The organism is Pseudomonas fluorescens, assembly GCF_902497745.1.
GTDB lineage: Bacteria > Pseudomonadota > Gammaproteobacteria > Pseudomonadales > Pseudomonadaceae > Aquipseudomonas > Aquipseudomonas fluorescens_BM.
In genome coordinates, this window is sequence record NZ_CABVHJ010000006.1 from 304,299 (window position 1) to 319,374 (window position 15,076).

Here is a 15,076-nt window from a genome sequence, read left to right on the forward strand (position 1 = left end):
CAACACAAAAACCTGATCCAAAAAAAAGCCCCTGAAATCTAAGGGGCTCTTCCATCAGTGCGGCTGATAAACCGTGAGCATCTGCCCCGGCTTCAACGCTTTACCCGCACCCGGATTCCAGCGCTTGAGATGCTGCATCTCAACGTTGAATCGCTTGGCCACCACGTACAGCGTGTCGCCGCGTTTGACCTTGTACTGGGTCTGCTGCGCGCTGTCGTCCTTGCCTTTGCTCTTGCTGTTGGCCGCAACCACTGTGTTGACCCGACCGGACTTGCGAGCCGGCGCACGCTTGGTGGTGTCTTGCATCACCAGCGTCTGGCCAACCTTGAGATTCTTGCCGGTCAGCTTGTTCCAGCGCTGCAGATCCTTGACTTCGACCTTGTTGGCCTTGGCAATGGAACCGAGGTTGTCGCCACGCTTCACGCGGTAAGCACGCTTGAGTTTTGCTACCTCCGAAGGATCGGCACCTTCGAATACCGGCTTCAGCGAACGCGGGCTGATCAGTTCGTCAGGCCGCATGGTCTGCAAACTGGCGGTCAGCAATTGCGCCTTCGACGTTGGCACCAGCAGATGCTGAGGGCCATCGATGGTGGTGCGTTGCTTGAAGGCCGGGTTGAGCTGGAACAGTTCGTCTTCGTCGATATTGGCAACTGCGGCGACTTTGGATAAATCCATGCGCTGGTTGATTTCGACGACCTGGAAGTATGGTTCGTTGGCGATCGGGTTGAGGTTGACCCCGTAGGCTTCCGGCGCCAGCACCACTTGCGACAATGCCAGCAACTTCGGCACGTAGGCTTGGGTTTCCGCTGGCAGCGGCAGGTTCCAGTAATCGGTTGGCAGGCCGAGCTTTTCATTGCGTTCGATGGCGCGGCTGACCGTACCTTCGCCGGCGTTGTACGCCGCCAGAGCCAGCAGCCAGTCACCGTTGAACATGTCGTGCAGACGGGTCAAGTAGTCCATCGCTGCCGTGGTCGAAGCAGTGATATCGCGGCGGCCATCATAGAAGCGGGTCTGACGCAGGTTGAAGTAACGCCCGGTGGACGGAATGAATTGCCACAGACCCACCGCATCGGCCCGGGAATAGGCCATCGGGTTGTAGGCGCTTTCAATTACTGGCAGCAGGGCCAGTTCCAGCGGCATGTTGCGTTCTTCGAGGCGTTCGACGATGTAGTGAATATAGAGACTGCCGCGTTCGCCGGCATTCTCGAGGAAAGAGGGATTGCTGGCGAACCACAGGCGCTGCTGCTCGATGCGCGGGTTGACGCCGAGGCCTTCCTGCAGCTGAAAGCCCTGGCGCATGCGTTCCCAGATATCCTGGGGAACCTGTGGGCTGGGCTTTTCGGTCAGCCAGATCGGCTTCTGCTTGGCTCGCGCAGCAATGTTCGGCGTATGGGTCGCTTCAGTCTGCGGAGCATGGCTGGAACAGCCCGCCAGCGTGGCGGACACAGCCACCGCGATGGCTTGCGCCAGGCGGGTCAATGCGTCTGAATTGACGGACTTACGTATGGATGACGACATTGGCTGGAAGTAAGTTCCGGGCAAAAATGTCGGGCGATTCTAGAAAGCGCACCCCTTGCGGTCAACCATTCAGAATTTTTGTACCAGGCAGTGGGGCGCTTAGAACTTATCTTTCCATGCCCGCAGAGCCGCAAAAACCTCACTCGGCGCCCGGTTTTGAGCGCCTGCCCGTTCGTCCACTTTTTGTTTAACTAATGTTTCAGTGGTACGCAAAAACGGATTGGTGAGCTTTTCCAGAGCGAGGGTCGAGGGTAGGGTCATCACGCCGTTTTGCCGTTGCTGGGTGACTTTTTCCAGACGGGCGGCAATGTCCGGGTTGCTCGGCTCGACGGCAGCGGCAAACTTGAGATTGCTCAAGGTGTATTCATGGGTGCAGTAGACCAGCGTATCTTCCGGTAAAGCGGCGAGTCGCCCGAGCGAGTGGTGCATTTGCTCCGGTGTGCCTTCGAACAAGCGGCCGCAACCGGCGGCGAACAGGGTGTCGCCGCAGAACAGCAAGCCGTGGTGGTAATAGGCGATGTGTCCCAAAGTGTGACCGGGCACCGCATAGACGTCGAAGTCCCAGCCGAGCACGCTGACGCTGTCGTTGTCCTCGAGCGCCACGTCGCGCCCGGGGATGTTTTCGCTGGCCGGGCCGTAAACTGTCGCCCCGCTCAGCGCTTTCAGGCGCTCGACGCCGCCAACGTGATCATGGTGATGGTGGGTGATCAGGATTTCGCTCAACACCCAGCCCGGATGCGCTTCGAGCCACGCCTGCACTGGCGCGGCATCGCCCGGATCGACCACCGCGCAGCGCTGGGTACGGTGATCCTGTAACAACCAGATGTAGTTGTCGGTGAACGCGGGCAGGGCACTGATCTGTATCATCGTCGGAATTCGCCAAGCGGAAAACATTGGCGCATCTTAGTAGTTCCTGGCGCTTTGGAGAATGCGATGAGTGATAAAGCGTTCGCACAGGCTGATCCTGACTGGCTGGCCCTGATCGGTGCAGCCCGTGAATGGCTGTCCGGCCCGCTCGGGCAATTCTTGCTCGATGAAGAGCGGCGCATGCTCGAAGACGAGTTGGGCCGCTTCTTTGGCGGCTATCTGGTGCATTACGGGCCATCGGCCGAAACCCCGCCGGCAGCGCCGCAAGTGCAGCGCAATGTGCGCCTCGGTGCGCCGTTGCCGGGGGTCGAGATTGTCTGCGAAGAGCAGGCCTGGCCGCTCAGCGAGCATGCTGCCGACGTGGTGGTGATGCAGCACGGTCTGGATTTTTGCCTGTCACCCCACGGTTTGCTGCGTGAAGCCGCGAGTAGCGTACGCCCCGGCGGGCATTTGCTGATCATTGGTATCAACCCGTGGAGCACCTGGGGTCTACGCCATGTTTTCGCCCACGACGCACTGCGAAAGGCACGCTGCATCTCGCCGTCGCGGGTCGCCGACTGGCTCAATCTGCTGGGCTTTGCGCTGGAGAAACGCCGCTTCGGGTGCTATCGTCCGCCGCTCGCGTCACCCAAGTGGCAGGCCCGTCTGGCCGGCTGGGAACGCAAGGCCGGTGACTGGCAACTGTCGGGCGGCGGCTTCTACTTACTGGTCGCGCGCAAGATCGTGGTTGGGTTGCGGCCGCTGCGTCAGGAACGTCGCGAGCCGATGGGCAAGCTGATTCCGCTGCCGATGGCCAAGGTCAATCGCCGGCGTATCGAACCGTAAACCTTCTTTTATTTGTGGCCGGGTTGGTCCCGGCCTCGGTCATTGCCGATCCGTGATCGGCAAGACAGGCATTTTTCTGGATAGAGTGGCATGAGCGAAAGCGTTGAAAGCGTCGACACCGTAGAACTGTTCACTGACGGCGCCTGCAAGGGCAACCCCGGCCCGGGCGGCTGGGGCGCCTTGCTGGTGTGCAAGGGCGTTGAAAAGGAACTGTGGGGCGGCGAAACCAACACCACCAACAACCGGATGGAACTGCTCGGCGCGATTCGCGGCCTCGAAGCCTTGAAGCGCCCGTGCGAAGTGCTGTTGGTGACCGACTCGCAATACGTGATGAAGGGCATCAACGAATGGATGGCCAACTGGAAAAAGCGCGGATGGAAAACCGCGGCCAAAGAGCCAGTGAAAAACGCCGATCTGTGGAAAGAGCTGGATGAACAGGTCAACCGCCACAAGGTCACTTGGAAATGGGTGCGTGGGCACATTGGCCATCACGGTAACGAGCGGGCGGACCAGTTGGCGAACCGTGGCGTTGACGAGGTGCGCGGTTACAAACAGAGCTGATTTCGCTTCTCAACCGTGGTGCGGCCATTCGCGAGCAAGCTCGCTCCCACACTGGATCGTGCTCACAACACAAATCCACTGTGGGAGCGAGCTTGCTCGCGAATGGGACGCCACGGTCTCACTGAAACACCCCGCCGAGCGTGTTAATATCCGCGTTTTTTGCAAGATCGACCCGTTGAGAGCTGAACACTGATGGCCACCAGATCCGTTGTACTCGATACCGAAACCACCGGCATGCCGGTGACCGATGGTCACCGGATCATTGAAATCGGCTGTGTTGAACTGATCGGCCGACGCCTGACGGGCCGGCATTTTCACGTTTACCTGCAACCGGATCGCGAGAGTGATGAGGGCGCCATCGGCGTTCACGGCATCACCAACGAATTCCTGGTTGGCAAACCACGGTTTGCCGAAGTGGCCGATGAGTTCTTCGAATTCATCAAAGGCGCGCAGCTGATCATCCACAACGCGGCGTTCGACGTTGGCTTCATCAACAACGAATTCGCTTTGATGGGCCAGCATGATCGCGCCGACATCACCCAGCACTGCTCGATTCTCGACACCCTGATGATGGCCCGGGAACGTCACCCGGGGCAGCGCAACAGCCTCGATGCATTGTGCAAACGTTATGGCGTCGACAACTCGGGCCGTGAACTGCACGGCGCCTTGCTCGACTCGGAGATTCTCGCCGACGTCTACCTGACCATGACCGGCGGCCAGACCAGTCTGTCGCTGGCGGGCAATGCGTCTGACGGCAATGGTACGGGCGATGGCGCGGACAACTCGGCGACCGAGATTCGTCGTCTGCCAGCGGATCGCCAGCCTGCGCGGATCATTCGTGCGACGGAAGAAGAGCTGGCGGCGCATCTGGTGCGGCTGGAAATTATTGCCAAATCGGCGGGTGGCCCGGCGATGTGGACGCAGATTGCCGAGGCCGACGCTCAGGCCTGAAAGATCAAAAGATCGCAGCCTTCGGCAGCTCCTACATTGGAATGCGATCCTCTGTAGGAGCTGCCGAAGGCTGCGATCTTTGCTTTTGGCGGTATGAAGCCAACTGGCCACCCTCGCCACTTTCGCTGCAACCCTCTACCCTGAGTGCATTGGCAGACATTGAGCCGCCGCCTCAGGACACTGAGCCCCATGTACAAAGATTTGAAGTTTCCGGTGTTGATCGTCCATCGCGACATCAAGGCCGACACGGTCGCCGGTGACCGTATCCGCGGCATCGCCCGGGAGTTGGAGCAGGAAGGTTTCAATATCGTTTCGGCCATCGACTACGCCGAAGGGCGGCTCGTTGCGTCGACCCACCATGGCCTCGCGTGCATGTTGATTGCCGCCGAGGACGCCAGCACCAACTCGCATCTGTTGCAGAACATGGCCGAACTGATCGGTCTGGCGCGGGTGCGCGCACCGGATCTGCCGATCTTTGCCTTGGGTGAGCAAGTCACTCTGGAAAATGCCCCGGCCGATGCCATGGCCGAGCTCAATCAGTTGCGCGGCATTCTCTATCTGTTCGAAGACACCGTGCCGTTTCTGGCCCGGCAAGTGGCGCGGGCGGCGCGCAAGTATCTGGATGGTTTGCTGCCGCCATTTTTCAAGGCGCTGGTGCAGCACACGGCGGACTCCAATTATTCCTGGCACACCCCCGGCCATGGCGGCGGTGTGGCCTATCACAAGAGTCCGGTGGGGCAGGCGTTCCATCAGTTCTTTGGTGAAAACACCCTGCGTTCGGATTTGTCGGTGTCGGTGCCGGAGCTTGGCTCGCTGCTCGATCACACCGGGCCGCTCGCCGAAGCCGAAGCACGCGCGGCGCGCAATTTCGGCGCTGATCACACCTTTTTCGTGATCAATGGCACCTCAACAGCTAACAAGATTGTCTGGCACTCGATGGTCGGCCGTGACGATCTGGTGCTGGTCGATCGCAACTGCCACAAGTCGGTGTTGCACGCGATCATCATGACCGGCGCAATCCCGTTGTACCTGTGCCCGGAGCGCAATGAGCTGGGCATTATCGGGCCGATCCCGCTGAGTGAATTCAGCCGCGAATCGATTCAGGCGAAGATCGATGCCAGCCCGCTGACCAAGGGCCGCGCACCGAAAGTCAAACTCGCCGTGGTCACCAACTCGACCTACGACGGCCTCTGCTACAACGCCGAGCTGATCAAGCAAAGCCTCGGCAACAGCGTCGAAGTGTTGCATTTCGATGAGGCCTGGTACGCCTACGCGGCGTTTCATGAGTTCTTCGCCGGTCGCTACGGCATGGCCACCTCGCGCAGCGCAGACAGCCCGCTGGTGTTCACCACGCATTCCACGCACAAACTGCTCGCCGCGTTCAGTCAGGCGTCGATGATTCATGTGCAGGACGGCGGTGCGCGGCAACTCGATCGCGACCGTTTCAATGAAGCGTTCATGATGCACATCTCGACTTCGCCGCAGTACAGCATCATTGCCTCGCTGGACGTGGCATCGGCGATGATGGAAGGCCCGGCCGGGCGTTCGCTGTTGCAGGAAACTTTTGATGAGGCGCTGAGCTTCCGCCGCGCGCTGGCCAATCTGCGCCAGCACATTGCCGCTGATGACTGGTGGTTTTCGATCTGGCAGCCGCCGGGTGTCGAGGGCATCGATCGCGTGCAGACCGCAGACTGGTTATTGCAACCGGATGCCGAATGGCACGGTTTTGGCGAAGTCAGTGACGATTACGTCTTGCTCGACCCGATCAAGGTCACGCTGGTGATGCCGGGGCTCAATGCCGGCGGTGCGCTGAGCGAGAAGGGCATTCCGGCGGCGGTCGTCAGCAAGTTTCTCTGGGAGCGCGGCCTGGTGGTGGAGAAAACCGGGCTGTATTCATTCCTGGTGCTGTTCTCGATGGGCATCACCAAAGGCAAATGGAGCACGCTGCTCACCGAATTGCTCGAATTCAAACGCAGTTACGACGCTAACGTGCGTCTGGAAACCTGTCTGCCGTGTGTGGCGCAAGAAGACGCCGCGCGTTATCGCGGCATGGGCCTGCGCGATTTGTGTGATCAGTTGCACGCCTGTTATCGCAGTAACGCCACGGCCAAACACCTTAAACGCATGTACACCGTGCTCCCGGAAATCGCCATGAAGCCGGCTCACGCTTATGATCATCTGGTCCGTGGCGAAGTCGAGGCGGTGCCCATCGACGAGTTGGAGGGGCGCATAGCAGCGGTAATGCTGGTGCCGTATCCACCGGGCATTCCACTGATCATGCCCGGCGAACGCTTTACCGAGTCGACTCGCTCGATCATCGATTACCTGAAATTTGCCCGCACGTTCGATAGCAGCTTCCCCGGTTTTGTCGCGGATGTGCATGGATTGCAGCACGAAGATGAAGGCAATGGACGGCAGTACACCGTCGATTGCGTCAAGGAATGAGGACTTTTCCCAGTATGCAACCGGTCATGAATCCGAAATACCCAGGGCTGTCGGTGCGTGTCGCCGATGAAGGCTTTGCGCCGTATATCTGGGGCAGCGACTTCAGCTTCGAAGTCGCGGCTTATGGAGCCGCCGTGATTGGCCAGCCCGTTGAGCAGTGGCGGGTCACTCCGATCGTGCCTTATCGCAAGTGCTACGGCATCGATCCGGAGGAGTTCAGCGCTTTTCACAATGCGCCCGACAGCGCGATTTTCATGGCGTATCTGGATGATGAGCCGGTCGGTCATCTGGTGATCAGCACCAACTGGAACGGCTTCGCGCATATCGATGAGCTGGCGGTGCATGCGCCGGCGCGCCGGCATGGTGTGGCCAAGGCGTTGCTGGATGTCGCGCAGTTCTGGAGCCGCAAGAAAAAGCTGCCGGGAATCATGCTCGAAACCCAGAACAACAACCTCGGCGCTTGTCGGTTGTATGAGCGTTGCGGCTACGTGATTGGTGGCGTGGACCAGTTGCGCTATCGCGGGATTGATCCGAACACCGCCGAAGTGGCGCTGTTCTGGTATCGATTGTTCGATAACCCGCTGGAGAATCCTGTCAGCTCGCCAGCATCGCCTCGGCTTGTTCCGTGATGATCGCCAGTAGAGTCTGAATGGCCAACGCCGGCGCGGTGTGCTTGAAGGTCAGTGCGTAGAGGCTGATCGGCACGGCCGGCGACAGCGGGCAGACGTCCAGCCCGGCCGAACGCGCGCCCAGTGCGGTGAACGGATCGACAATGGCCAGACCTTCGCCGGCTTCGACCATGCTGCGCATCATCTGATGGGTTTGTACGCGGGTCTGGATGCTCGGCGCCGGACGCAGTGCCTGGAGCTTGTTTTCCAGCGCCGGGCTCAACGGGTCCTGGCCTTCGAGGCCGACCATCGCCTGGCCAGCGAGATCCTGCAGGGAAATGTATTTCTGTTTCGGTTGCAGCCAGCCGTGAGGCGCAAGCAGTTGCAGCTTGCCCTGGGCCAGTGGCCGGCAATCAATGTCGGGATGTTCGGGATCGTGCAGGCTCAAGCCCAGATCACTTTCGCGCAACAGCAGGCTGCGGACGATATCGCGGGTCGGCGCGCTGAGCAGGCTGCACGGTGCATCCGGCAGACGTCGGCGCAGGGCGGAGAGACTTTGGGGGAGTAATTGCTGCGCAAGCGGCGGGGTGCCAATGATGCGCAAGGGCGGGGCGAGGTATTGCTTGAGGCTGCTGGCCAGGCGCTGCACCGGCTCCAGCGCTTCATAGACATGGGCGATTTCGACTTGCAACGCCCGCGCTTCGGGCGTCGATTGCAGGCGCCCGCGCACGCTGGCGAACAGCATGAACCCCAACTGACTCTCGGCTTCGCGCAAACGCTCTTCGACCTCGGCCACCGGCAACTGCAGCCATTCGGCGGCAGTGCCCAGGTGACCGGTCTGCAAGAGCGCCTGAATCACTTCGATATGACGTAAACGCATGCGTGAAGTCCATGTTCAGCAGGTGGGGTCAGTGGCTGAATCCTACCCCAAGTCTGCGCATATGACTTCTGCTCATAACGGCCAGTTATGAAGCGACGGTTGGCTCGGGCTCGCGGATCAGGGTGATGCCTGACTGAACCAGGAGAAACTCGCTCTCACTGACCTTGTTGACGCGATCGCCAATAGCCAGTTTGTAAATCGGCTCCGAGCCAGTGGAACCGTCTGCCGACGGGTTGGATTCCTGGAACTCATGCACGGAATAAACGCGGCCTTCCGCATCTCTTGCATGGAACTGACCGACGAGTACTGCTGCCATCTGCTTAGAACCTCTGGAGATAAAACGCTTGATTTGCGGCTTGGTAGACCGCCATCAAGGCCTGTAAGTTTTCCTACAGGAAAAAAATATTCAGCACGCGCGAATTTCCCTCGGGTGCTGGTGGAATCGTCACCGGATCATCTATAACTACAGGCTCCTTCCACGAACAATCGAGAGTCTTCCATGAGCAATGTCTACAACGTCGCTGTAGTAGTGGGTAGCCTGCGCAAAGCATCGATCAATCGCAAGGTCGCCCTGGCGCTGGCGGAGCTGGCCCCGGCGAACCTCAAGCTGGAAATTGTCGAAATTGGCGACTTGCCGCTTTACAACGAAGACATCGACGGCGATTCACCGCCGGCAGCCTACAGCACTTTCCGGGAAAAAGTGGGTTCTTCCGACGCGGTGCTGTTTGTTACGCCCGAGTACAACCGTTCGGTCCCGGCGCCGTTGAAGAATGCCATTGACGTTGGTTCGCGGCCTTATGGCAAGGCTGTCTGGAGTGGCAAGCCGGGGGCGGTGATCAGTGTTTCGCCCGGTGCAATCGGTGGTTTCGGCGCGAATCAGCATCTGCGCCAGTCGTTCGTGTTTCTCAATGTGCCGTGCATGCAGCAGCCGGAAGCGTACTTGGGCGGGGCGGGTTCAGCGTTTGATGAGGCGGGCAAGTTGAGCGAATCGGTGAAACCTTTTCTGCAGAGTTTTATCAATGCGTACGGACAATTCGTAGAGCAACACAAGAAGTAACTTCACCGAATCCCCTGTGGGAGCGAGCCTGCTCGCGAAGGCGTCGTCAGCCGTTGCATTTTTGGCGACTGACACTGCGCCTTCGCGAGCAGGCTCGCTCCCACAGGTTTATCTGTTCGGCTTGGCATTAGTCGTGTTCTTTTTACCCAATTATTGAAGGCTGTTGCGGATGCTCGCTGCGTCGCTGATTTTCCTGCTGACCATTACCCTTGTCATCTGGCAACCCAAAGGCCTCGGCGTCGGCTGGAGTGCGACGCTTGGTGCCGTGCTGGCGCTGATCTTCGGCGTCGTTCACCTCAGCGATATCCCGTTGGTCTGGCAGATCATCTGGAATGCCACCGGCACCTTCGTCGCGCTGATCATCATCAGTCTGTTGCTCGACGAAGCCGGCTTCTTCAACTGGGCCGCGCTGCATGTGGCGCGCTGGGGACGCGGCAGTGGACGCAAGCTGTTTGCCTTCATGGTGCTGCTCGGCGCGCTGGTGTCGGCGTTGTTCGCCAATGACGGTGCGGCGCTGATTCTCACGCCGATCGTGATTTCGATGTTGCTGGCGCTGCGCTTTTCCCCGGCGGCAACCTTGGCCTTCGTGATGGGCGCGGGATTTATCGCAGATACCGCGAGCCTGCCGCTGGTGGTGTCGAACCTGGTCAACATCGTTTCGGCGGACTTCTTTCACATCGGTTTCAACCGCTATGCAGCGGTGATGGTGCCGGTGAACTTCGTCAGCGTGGCGGCGACGCTGGGCATGTTGCTGTGGTTTTTCCGCCGCGACATTCCATCGACGTATGACCCTGAGCAACTCGAACATCCCGACACCGCGATTCACGATAAAGCCACGTTCTACGCCGGTTGGGCGGTGTTGGTGATTCTGCTGATCGGTTGCTTCGCGCTGGAGCCGCTGGGCATTCCGATCAGTGCGATATCCGCTGTGTGCGCCGCGTTGCTGTTGGGTATCGCCGCTCGCGGCCACAAGATTTCCACGCGCAAGGTGATGAAAGAAGCGCCGTGGCAGATCGTGATTTTCTCGCTGGGCATGTATCTGGTGGTGTATGGCCTGCGCAATGCCGGGCTGACCGGGTATCTGGCCGGTTGGCTGGATGTCTTCGCAAGTCATGGTGTGTGGGGCGCGGCAATGGGCACCGGGGTGCTGACCGCGTTGCTGTCGTCGGTCATGAATAACCTGCCGACGGTGCTGATTGGCTTGCTGTCGATCGATGCCAGTCAGGCGAGCGGGGTGGTCAAGGAAGCGATGATCTATGCCAACGTGATTGGCAGTGACCTGGGACCGAAGATTACCCCGATTGGCAGTCTGGCGACGCTGTTGTGGCTGCATGTGCTGGAACGCAAGGGCATTCACATTGGCTGGGGGTATTACTTCCGGGTCGGGATTGTGTTGACGGTGCCGGTGTTGTTGGTGACGTTGGCGGCTTTGGCTTTGCGTTTATCCCTTTAAACCGAGTCGCCCCCTTCGCGAGCAAGCTCGCTCCCACATTAGAATGCATTCCAAATGTGGGAGCGAGCTTGCTCGCGAAGGCGTCATATCAAACACCAACAAACTCAGGCCTGGCCCGGGACATTCGGCCAAAGGTCCGACACCAGAAACAACCGCTCAGCCTCTTCCCATTCCCCTCGCGCATTCTCGGTCAGGCGCACCAGCAACTGCGCCGGGGCCAGCGGTTCAAGATCTTCCAGCCAGATCCGTAAATGCTCCAAAGTCCAGGTCTGATCCGCCGGATAATGCGCCGGCGCCAGCCAGGCATGGCGGGGCAGGGGTTGCCAGCGTCCGGCCGGGCGTTGCGCGACAAACGCCGGCCAATCCTTCTGATGCAACCAACTGCCGCGCAAATGCTGCGGATGCGCACCGTTCGGTGATTCCGCCTGCCCGGGCCACGGATACAACAAATAACCACCGAGCCACAGCTGCGCGCTGAACACCTCGATATCCAGCGCCGCCAGCACTTCGCGGCTTTCCGGGCGCGCCGAGATTGGCAACTGATGTTCGGCCAGGTGCGCCAGTTTGCGATCCAGCCGATCATGACAACCCGGTCCCAGCCACTGCGCCGGGTCACGGCCGTCGCCATTTTGCGGGCCGAGATAAAGCTTGATCGCCAGTTCCAGGTGATGCACGCCATCGCGGTCGCGCAACAACATATCCAGTTCACCGAGGGTGTGGCCCTCGCGGCGGATCGGCAGGTTGGCCGCGATCAGCTCAATGCCCGGCGCATGCTCCACGGCAAACTGCCACAGCCGTTCGTAATACAGGCCTAGACGTCGCGTGCGTGCCTGCGACAACCAATGCAGCAAGCCATAGCTGTCGCGGTCGAGTTGACGCAGCCAGTGTTCCAGTCGCTCGGGATCGTGCACCCAATCGCTGCCCGCCAGCGGATGGCGCTGCGGCCACGGCGTGGTGGCGAGCATCGGCGGGGCGAGGATCACCCACGCCAGATCGCGCACTTCCGGGTGGCGTAATTGGTGGGGCAACTGCAGCAAGTCAGGAAATAGGATCATCTTGCGAGCATAGCCGTAAACACGAGCGCACCCTTGAGGCTGAAAGGATTTTGTCTAACCGGCGCTTTCGCCCATAATCGGGTTTTTCGCGTTTTCGATTGTCCGCAGAGGTCTCATGGAGCAATTTCGTAATATCGGCATCATCGGTCGCCTGGGCAGTTCCCAGGTGCTGGATACCGTCCGCCGACTGAAACGGTTTCTGCTCGATCGTCACCTGCATGTGATCCTCGAAGACACCATCGCTGAAGTGCTGCCGGGCCACGGCCTGCAAACCTCGTCGCGCAAGATGCTCGGCGAAGTCTGCGACATGGTCATTGTCGTCGGCGGTGACGGCAGCCTGCTCGGCGCCGCGCGAGCGCTGGCCAAACACAATATTCCGGTGCTCGGTATCAACCGTGGCAGCCTCGGGTTCCTCACCGATATTCGCCCGGACGAGCTGGAAGTCGAAGTCGCCAAGGTGCTCGACGGCCACTATCTGGTGGAAAACCGCTTCCTGCTGCAAGCCGAAGTGCGCCGGCATGCCGAGGCCATCGGCCAGGGCGATGCGCTCAACGACGTGGTGCTGCACCCCGGCAAATCGACGCGGATGATCGAGTTCGAGCTGTACATCGACGGCCAGTTCGTCTGCAGCCAGAAGGCCGACGGCCTGATCGTCGCGACGCCGACCGGTTCCACCGCGTACGCGCTGTCCGCCGGCGGGCCGATCATGCATCCCAAGCTCGATGCCATTGTGATCGTGCCGATGTACCCCCATATGTTGTCCAGTAGACCTATTGTGGTCGATGGCAATAGTGAGCTGAAAATCGTCGTGTCGAAAAACATGCAGATTTACCCGCAAGTCTCCTGCGACGGGCAGAACCATTTCACCTGCGCGCCGGGCGACACCATCACCGTCAGCAAAAAAGCGCAGAAGCTGCGGCTGATTCACCCGCTCGATCACAACTACTACGAAGTCTGCCGCACCAAGCTCGGCTGGGGCAGCAAGCTGGGCGGTGGAGGCGACTGATGCTCGATCCCGCGCGCAGTTATGACCTGATTGGTGACGTGCACGGATGCGCCCTGACCCTCGAACACTTGCTTGACCGCCTCGGTTATCACAAGCAGGGCGGGGTCTGGCGGCATCCATCGCGCATGGCCGTGTTCGTCGGCGACATCATCGACCGAGGCCCGCGCATTCGCGAGGCGCTGCACATCGTTCACGACATGGTCGAGGCCGGTCAGGCCTTGTGCATCATGGGCAACCACGAATTCAACGCGCTGGGCTGGAGCACGCCGGCGCTACCGGGCAGCGGCAAGCAGTTCGTCCGCGAACACACGCCGCGCCACGCGCGTCTGCTGCACGAAACCCTGACCCAGTTCGAAGACCATCCCGGCGACTGGCATGATTTCCAGCGCTGGTTCTATGAACTGCCGTTGTTTGTCGACGCCGGGCGTTTCCGCGTCGTCCACGCCTGCTGGGATGCTGGCCTGATCGAACCGTTGCGCGCGCTGTTCCCCAACGGTTGCATCGACGAACACTTCCTGCAGGCCTCGGCGGTTCCGGACAGTTTCGCCTGTACCGTGTTCGACCGCCTGCTGCGCGGCACCGACATGCGCCTGCCGGATGGCCTGACCATGACCAGTGGCGACGGTCTGGTGCGTTCTTTCTTCCGCACCAAGTTCTGGGAAGACGACCCGAAAACCTACGGCGATATCGTCTTCCAGCCTGATGCTCTGCCGGAACCCGTGGCGCAAAAGCCGCTCACGTCCAGCGAAAAAAACAACCTGCTGCGCTACGGCGTCGACGAGCCGTTGCTGTTCGTCGGCCACTACTGGCGCAGCGGCAAACCGGCGCCGATCCGCCCGAACCTCGCGTGTCTGGATTACAGCGCGGTGCTCTACGGCAAACTGGTCGCCTATCGTCTGGATCAGGAAACGCGTCTGGATCCGCATAAATTTGTCTGGGTCGATGTCGAGCGGCCGGAGGTGCTGCAATGAGTGCGGTAGCGGTATTGCGTCTGCCGTTGGCGGTGGACTTGAGCGGTTTCGTCAAACTGCTGCAACGCATGCAGGTGCCGCATCGCGTCAGCGAGGAAGCGGGCGAGCAAGTGTTGTGGGCGCCGGCGGAAATCAGTGAAGACGTGCGCTCGCTGTACGAGCGCTTCCCGGCCGGCGATCCCGATCAGCAAATGGACATCCCCATCGCGCCGACTTTCAAGCGCCCGAGTTTCGCCGAGCAATTGAAATACGCCAAGGCCACCGGGTTCATCCTGTTGTTATGCCTGATTGTTGGCGGGCTGACGTACCTCGGTGAGAACCTGCAAACCCTGCGCTGGCTGACTTTCCTCGATTTTCAGGTAGTCGGCGAATACATCCATTTCACGCCGCTGGCTGACAGTCTGGCAGCGGGGCAGTGGTGGCGACTGGTTACGCCGATGCTGATCCACTTCGGCATCCTCCACCTGGCCATGAACGGCATGTGGTACTGGGAGCTGGGGCGGCGCATCGAGTCGCGTCAAGGCAGCATCAACCTGATCGGCCTCACGCTGTTGTTCAGCCTCGTTTCCAACTACGCGCAATTTGCATGGAGCGGCGCGACCTTGTTCGGCGGGTTGTCCGGCGTACTCTACGGATTGCTCGGGCATTGCTGGATCTTCCAGCTGCTGTCGCCGAACCCGGCCTATCGTCTGCCGCGTGGTGTACTGGCAATGATGCTGATCTGGTTGCTGGTGTGCATGTCCGGACTGATCTCGGTGATCGGTTTCGGCGAAATCGCCAACGCCGCCCACGTCGGCGGGTTACTCATCGGATGCTTCACCGGTTTGTTGGGTGGTTTGTATAACCGCCGTAAACTGGCCGCCTAAAATTTTCAGTGAA

General features: G+C 60.1%; 15 protein-coding genes. 10 read left to right on the plus strand and 5 right to left on the minus strand.

Annotated elements, in window-relative coordinates:
- Positions 1–54 precede the first annotated feature (54 nt).
- Positions 55–1,518 (minus strand): transglycosylase SLT domain-containing protein, encoded by a 1,464-nt coding sequence (locus F8N44_RS12190; protein ID WP_038366034.1) that lies wholly within the window; start codon positions 1,516–1,518, stop codon positions 55–57.
- A 99-nt stretch (positions 1,519–1,617) separates the two neighbouring features.
- Positions 1,618–2,385 carry a hydroxyacylglutathione hydrolase gene (gene gloB / locus F8N44_RS12195; RefSeq protein WP_150650483.1) on the minus strand — a complete coding sequence of 256 codons (768 nt, stop codon included), beginning with the start codon at positions 2,383–2,385 and terminating at the stop codon, positions 1,618–1,620.
- Positions 2,386–2,451: 66 nt separating this feature from the next.
- Between gloB and F8N44_RS12200 the strand changes: the two genes are divergently transcribed.
- From F8N44_RS12200 to F8N44_RS12220, 5 genes are all read left to right on the plus strand, one after another.
- Positions 2,452–3,210: a class I SAM-dependent methyltransferase gene (locus F8N44_RS12200; RefSeq protein ID WP_038366031.1), complete on the plus strand. Its 759-nt coding sequence runs from the start codon at positions 2,452–2,454 to the stop codon at positions 3,208–3,210.
- 90 nt (positions 3,211–3,300) lie between these two features.
- Positions 3,301–3,771 carry a ribonuclease HI gene (gene rnhA / locus F8N44_RS12205; RefSeq protein ID WP_093430719.1) on the plus strand — a complete coding sequence of 157 codons (471 nt, stop codon included), beginning with the start codon at positions 3,301–3,303 and terminating at the stop codon, positions 3,769–3,771.
- Positions 3,772–3,963: 192 nt separating this feature from the next.
- Complete coding sequence (dnaQ, locus tag F8N44_RS12210; protein ID WP_123532076.1) at positions 3,964–4,722, plus strand: DNA polymerase III subunit epsilon; 759 nt, start codon at positions 3,964–3,966, stop codon at positions 4,720–4,722.
- 189 nt (positions 4,723–4,911) lie between these two features.
- Complete coding sequence (locus tag F8N44_RS12215) at positions 4,912–7,167, plus strand: Orn/Lys/Arg decarboxylase N-terminal domain-containing protein (protein WP_150650484.1); 2,256 nt, start codon at positions 4,912–4,914, stop codon at positions 7,165–7,167.
- 14 nt (positions 7,168–7,181) lie between these two features.
- A complete protein-coding gene (locus tag F8N44_RS12220) occupies positions 7,182–7,796 on the plus strand; it encodes a GNAT family N-acetyltransferase (RefSeq protein ID WP_150650485.1) in 615 nt (204 codons plus the stop codon).
- Here the strand turns inward: F8N44_RS12220 and F8N44_RS12225 are convergent.
- Positions 7,762–8,655: a LysR family transcriptional regulator gene (locus F8N44_RS12225; protein ID WP_150650486.1), complete on the minus strand. Its 894-nt coding sequence runs from the start codon at positions 8,653–8,655 to the stop codon at positions 7,762–7,764. The two genes, F8N44_RS12220 and F8N44_RS12225, sit on opposite strands and share 35 nt — an antisense overlap.
- Positions 8,656–8,740: 85 nt before the next feature.
- Positions 8,741–8,971 carry a hypothetical protein gene (locus F8N44_RS12230; protein WP_127928565.1) on the minus strand — a complete coding sequence of 77 codons (231 nt, stop codon included), beginning with the start codon at positions 8,969–8,971 and terminating at the stop codon, positions 8,741–8,743.
- A 183-nt stretch (positions 8,972–9,154) separates the two neighbouring features.
- Between F8N44_RS12230 and F8N44_RS12235 the strand changes: the two genes are divergently transcribed.
- Together F8N44_RS12235 and F8N44_RS12245 are read left to right on the plus strand one after the other, a co-directional pair.
- Entirely contained in the window at positions 9,155–9,712 is a 558-nt protein-coding gene (locus F8N44_RS12235; RefSeq protein WP_007910565.1) for an NADPH-dependent FMN reductase, read from the plus strand.
- Positions 9,713–9,881: 169 nt separating this feature from the next.
- Positions 9,882–11,165 carry an arsenic transporter gene (locus F8N44_RS12245; RefSeq protein WP_150650487.1) on the plus strand — a complete coding sequence of 428 codons (1,284 nt, stop codon included), beginning with the start codon at positions 9,882–9,884 and terminating at the stop codon, positions 11,163–11,165.
- A gap of 104 nt (positions 11,166–11,269) precedes the next feature.
- Here F8N44_RS12245 and F8N44_RS12250 read toward each other — a convergent pair whose 3' ends face one another.
- A complete protein-coding gene (locus F8N44_RS12250; RefSeq protein ID WP_150650488.1) occupies positions 11,270–12,220 on the minus strand; it encodes a DUF1853 family protein in 951 nt (316 codons plus the stop codon).
- 115 nt (positions 12,221–12,335) lie between these two features.
- Here F8N44_RS12250 and F8N44_RS12255 point away from each other — a divergent pair, with 115 nt between their 5' ends.
- From F8N44_RS12255 to F8N44_RS12265, 3 genes are read left to right on the plus strand one after another with little or no spacing between them, the layout of a single operon-like run.
- A complete protein-coding gene (locus F8N44_RS12255; protein WP_003224174.1) occupies positions 12,336–13,226 on the plus strand; it encodes an NAD(+) kinase in 891 nt (296 codons plus the stop codon).
- On the plus strand, positions 13,226–14,197 hold the full coding sequence (locus F8N44_RS12260) for a metallophosphoesterase (RefSeq protein WP_150650489.1): 972 nt from the start codon (positions 13,226–13,228) through the stop codon (positions 14,195–14,197). Before F8N44_RS12255 ends, F8N44_RS12260 begins: the two co-directional genes overlap by 1 nt.
- On the plus strand, positions 14,194–15,063 hold the full coding sequence (locus F8N44_RS12265) for a rhomboid family intramembrane serine protease (protein WP_150650490.1): 870 nt from the start codon (positions 14,194–14,196) through the stop codon (positions 15,061–15,063). Before F8N44_RS12260 ends, F8N44_RS12265 begins: the two co-directional genes overlap by 4 nt.
- Positions 15,064–15,076 lie beyond the last annotated feature (13 nt).

Excerpts from the sequence above, each read along its gene's own strand:
- F8N44_RS12190 (WP_038366034.1), bottom strand. The coding sequence starts at position 1,518 with ATGTCGTCATCCATACGTAAGTCCGTCAATTCAGACGCATTGACCCGC.
- gloB (WP_150650483.1), bottom strand. The coding sequence starts at position 2,385 with ATGATACAGATCAGTGCCCTGCCCGCGTTCACCGACAACTACATCTGG.
- F8N44_RS12200 (WP_038366031.1), top strand. The coding sequence starts at position 2,452 with ATGAGTGATAAAGCGTTCGCACAGGCTGATCCTGACTGGCTGGCCCTG.
- rnhA (WP_093430719.1), top strand. The coding sequence starts at position 3,301 with ATGAGCGAAAGCGTTGAAAGCGTCGACACCGTAGAACTGTTCACTGAC.
- dnaQ (WP_123532076.1), top strand. The coding sequence starts at position 3,964 with ATGGCCACCAGATCCGTTGTACTCGATACCGAAACCACCGGCATGCCG.
- F8N44_RS12215 (WP_150650484.1), top strand. The coding sequence starts at position 4,912 with ATGTACAAAGATTTGAAGTTTCCGGTGTTGATCGTCCATCGCGACATC.
- F8N44_RS12220 (WP_150650485.1), top strand. The coding sequence starts at position 7,182 with ATGCAACCGGTCATGAATCCGAAATACCCAGGGCTGTCGGTGCGTGTC.
- F8N44_RS12225 (WP_150650486.1), bottom strand. The coding sequence starts at position 8,655 with ATGCGTTTACGTCATATCGAAGTGATTCAGGCGCTCTTGCAGACCGGT.
- F8N44_RS12230 (WP_127928565.1), bottom strand. The coding sequence starts at position 8,971 with ATGGCAGCAGTACTCGTCGGTCAGTTCCATGCAAGAGATGCGGAAGGC.
- F8N44_RS12235 (WP_007910565.1), top strand. The coding sequence starts at position 9,155 with ATGAGCAATGTCTACAACGTCGCTGTAGTAGTGGGTAGCCTGCGCAAA.
- F8N44_RS12245 (WP_150650487.1), top strand. The coding sequence starts at position 9,882 with ATGCTCGCTGCGTCGCTGATTTTCCTGCTGACCATTACCCTTGTCATC.
- F8N44_RS12250 (WP_150650488.1), bottom strand. The coding sequence starts at position 12,220 with ATGATCCTATTTCCTGACTTGCTGCAGTTGCCCCACCAATTACGCCAC.
- F8N44_RS12255 (WP_003224174.1), top strand. The coding sequence starts at position 12,336 with ATGGAGCAATTTCGTAATATCGGCATCATCGGTCGCCTGGGCAGTTCC.
- F8N44_RS12260 (WP_150650489.1), top strand. The coding sequence starts at position 13,226 with ATGCTCGATCCCGCGCGCAGTTATGACCTGATTGGTGACGTGCACGGA.
- F8N44_RS12265 (WP_150650490.1), top strand. The coding sequence starts at position 14,194 with ATGAGTGCGGTAGCGGTATTGCGTCTGCCGTTGGCGGTGGACTTGAGC.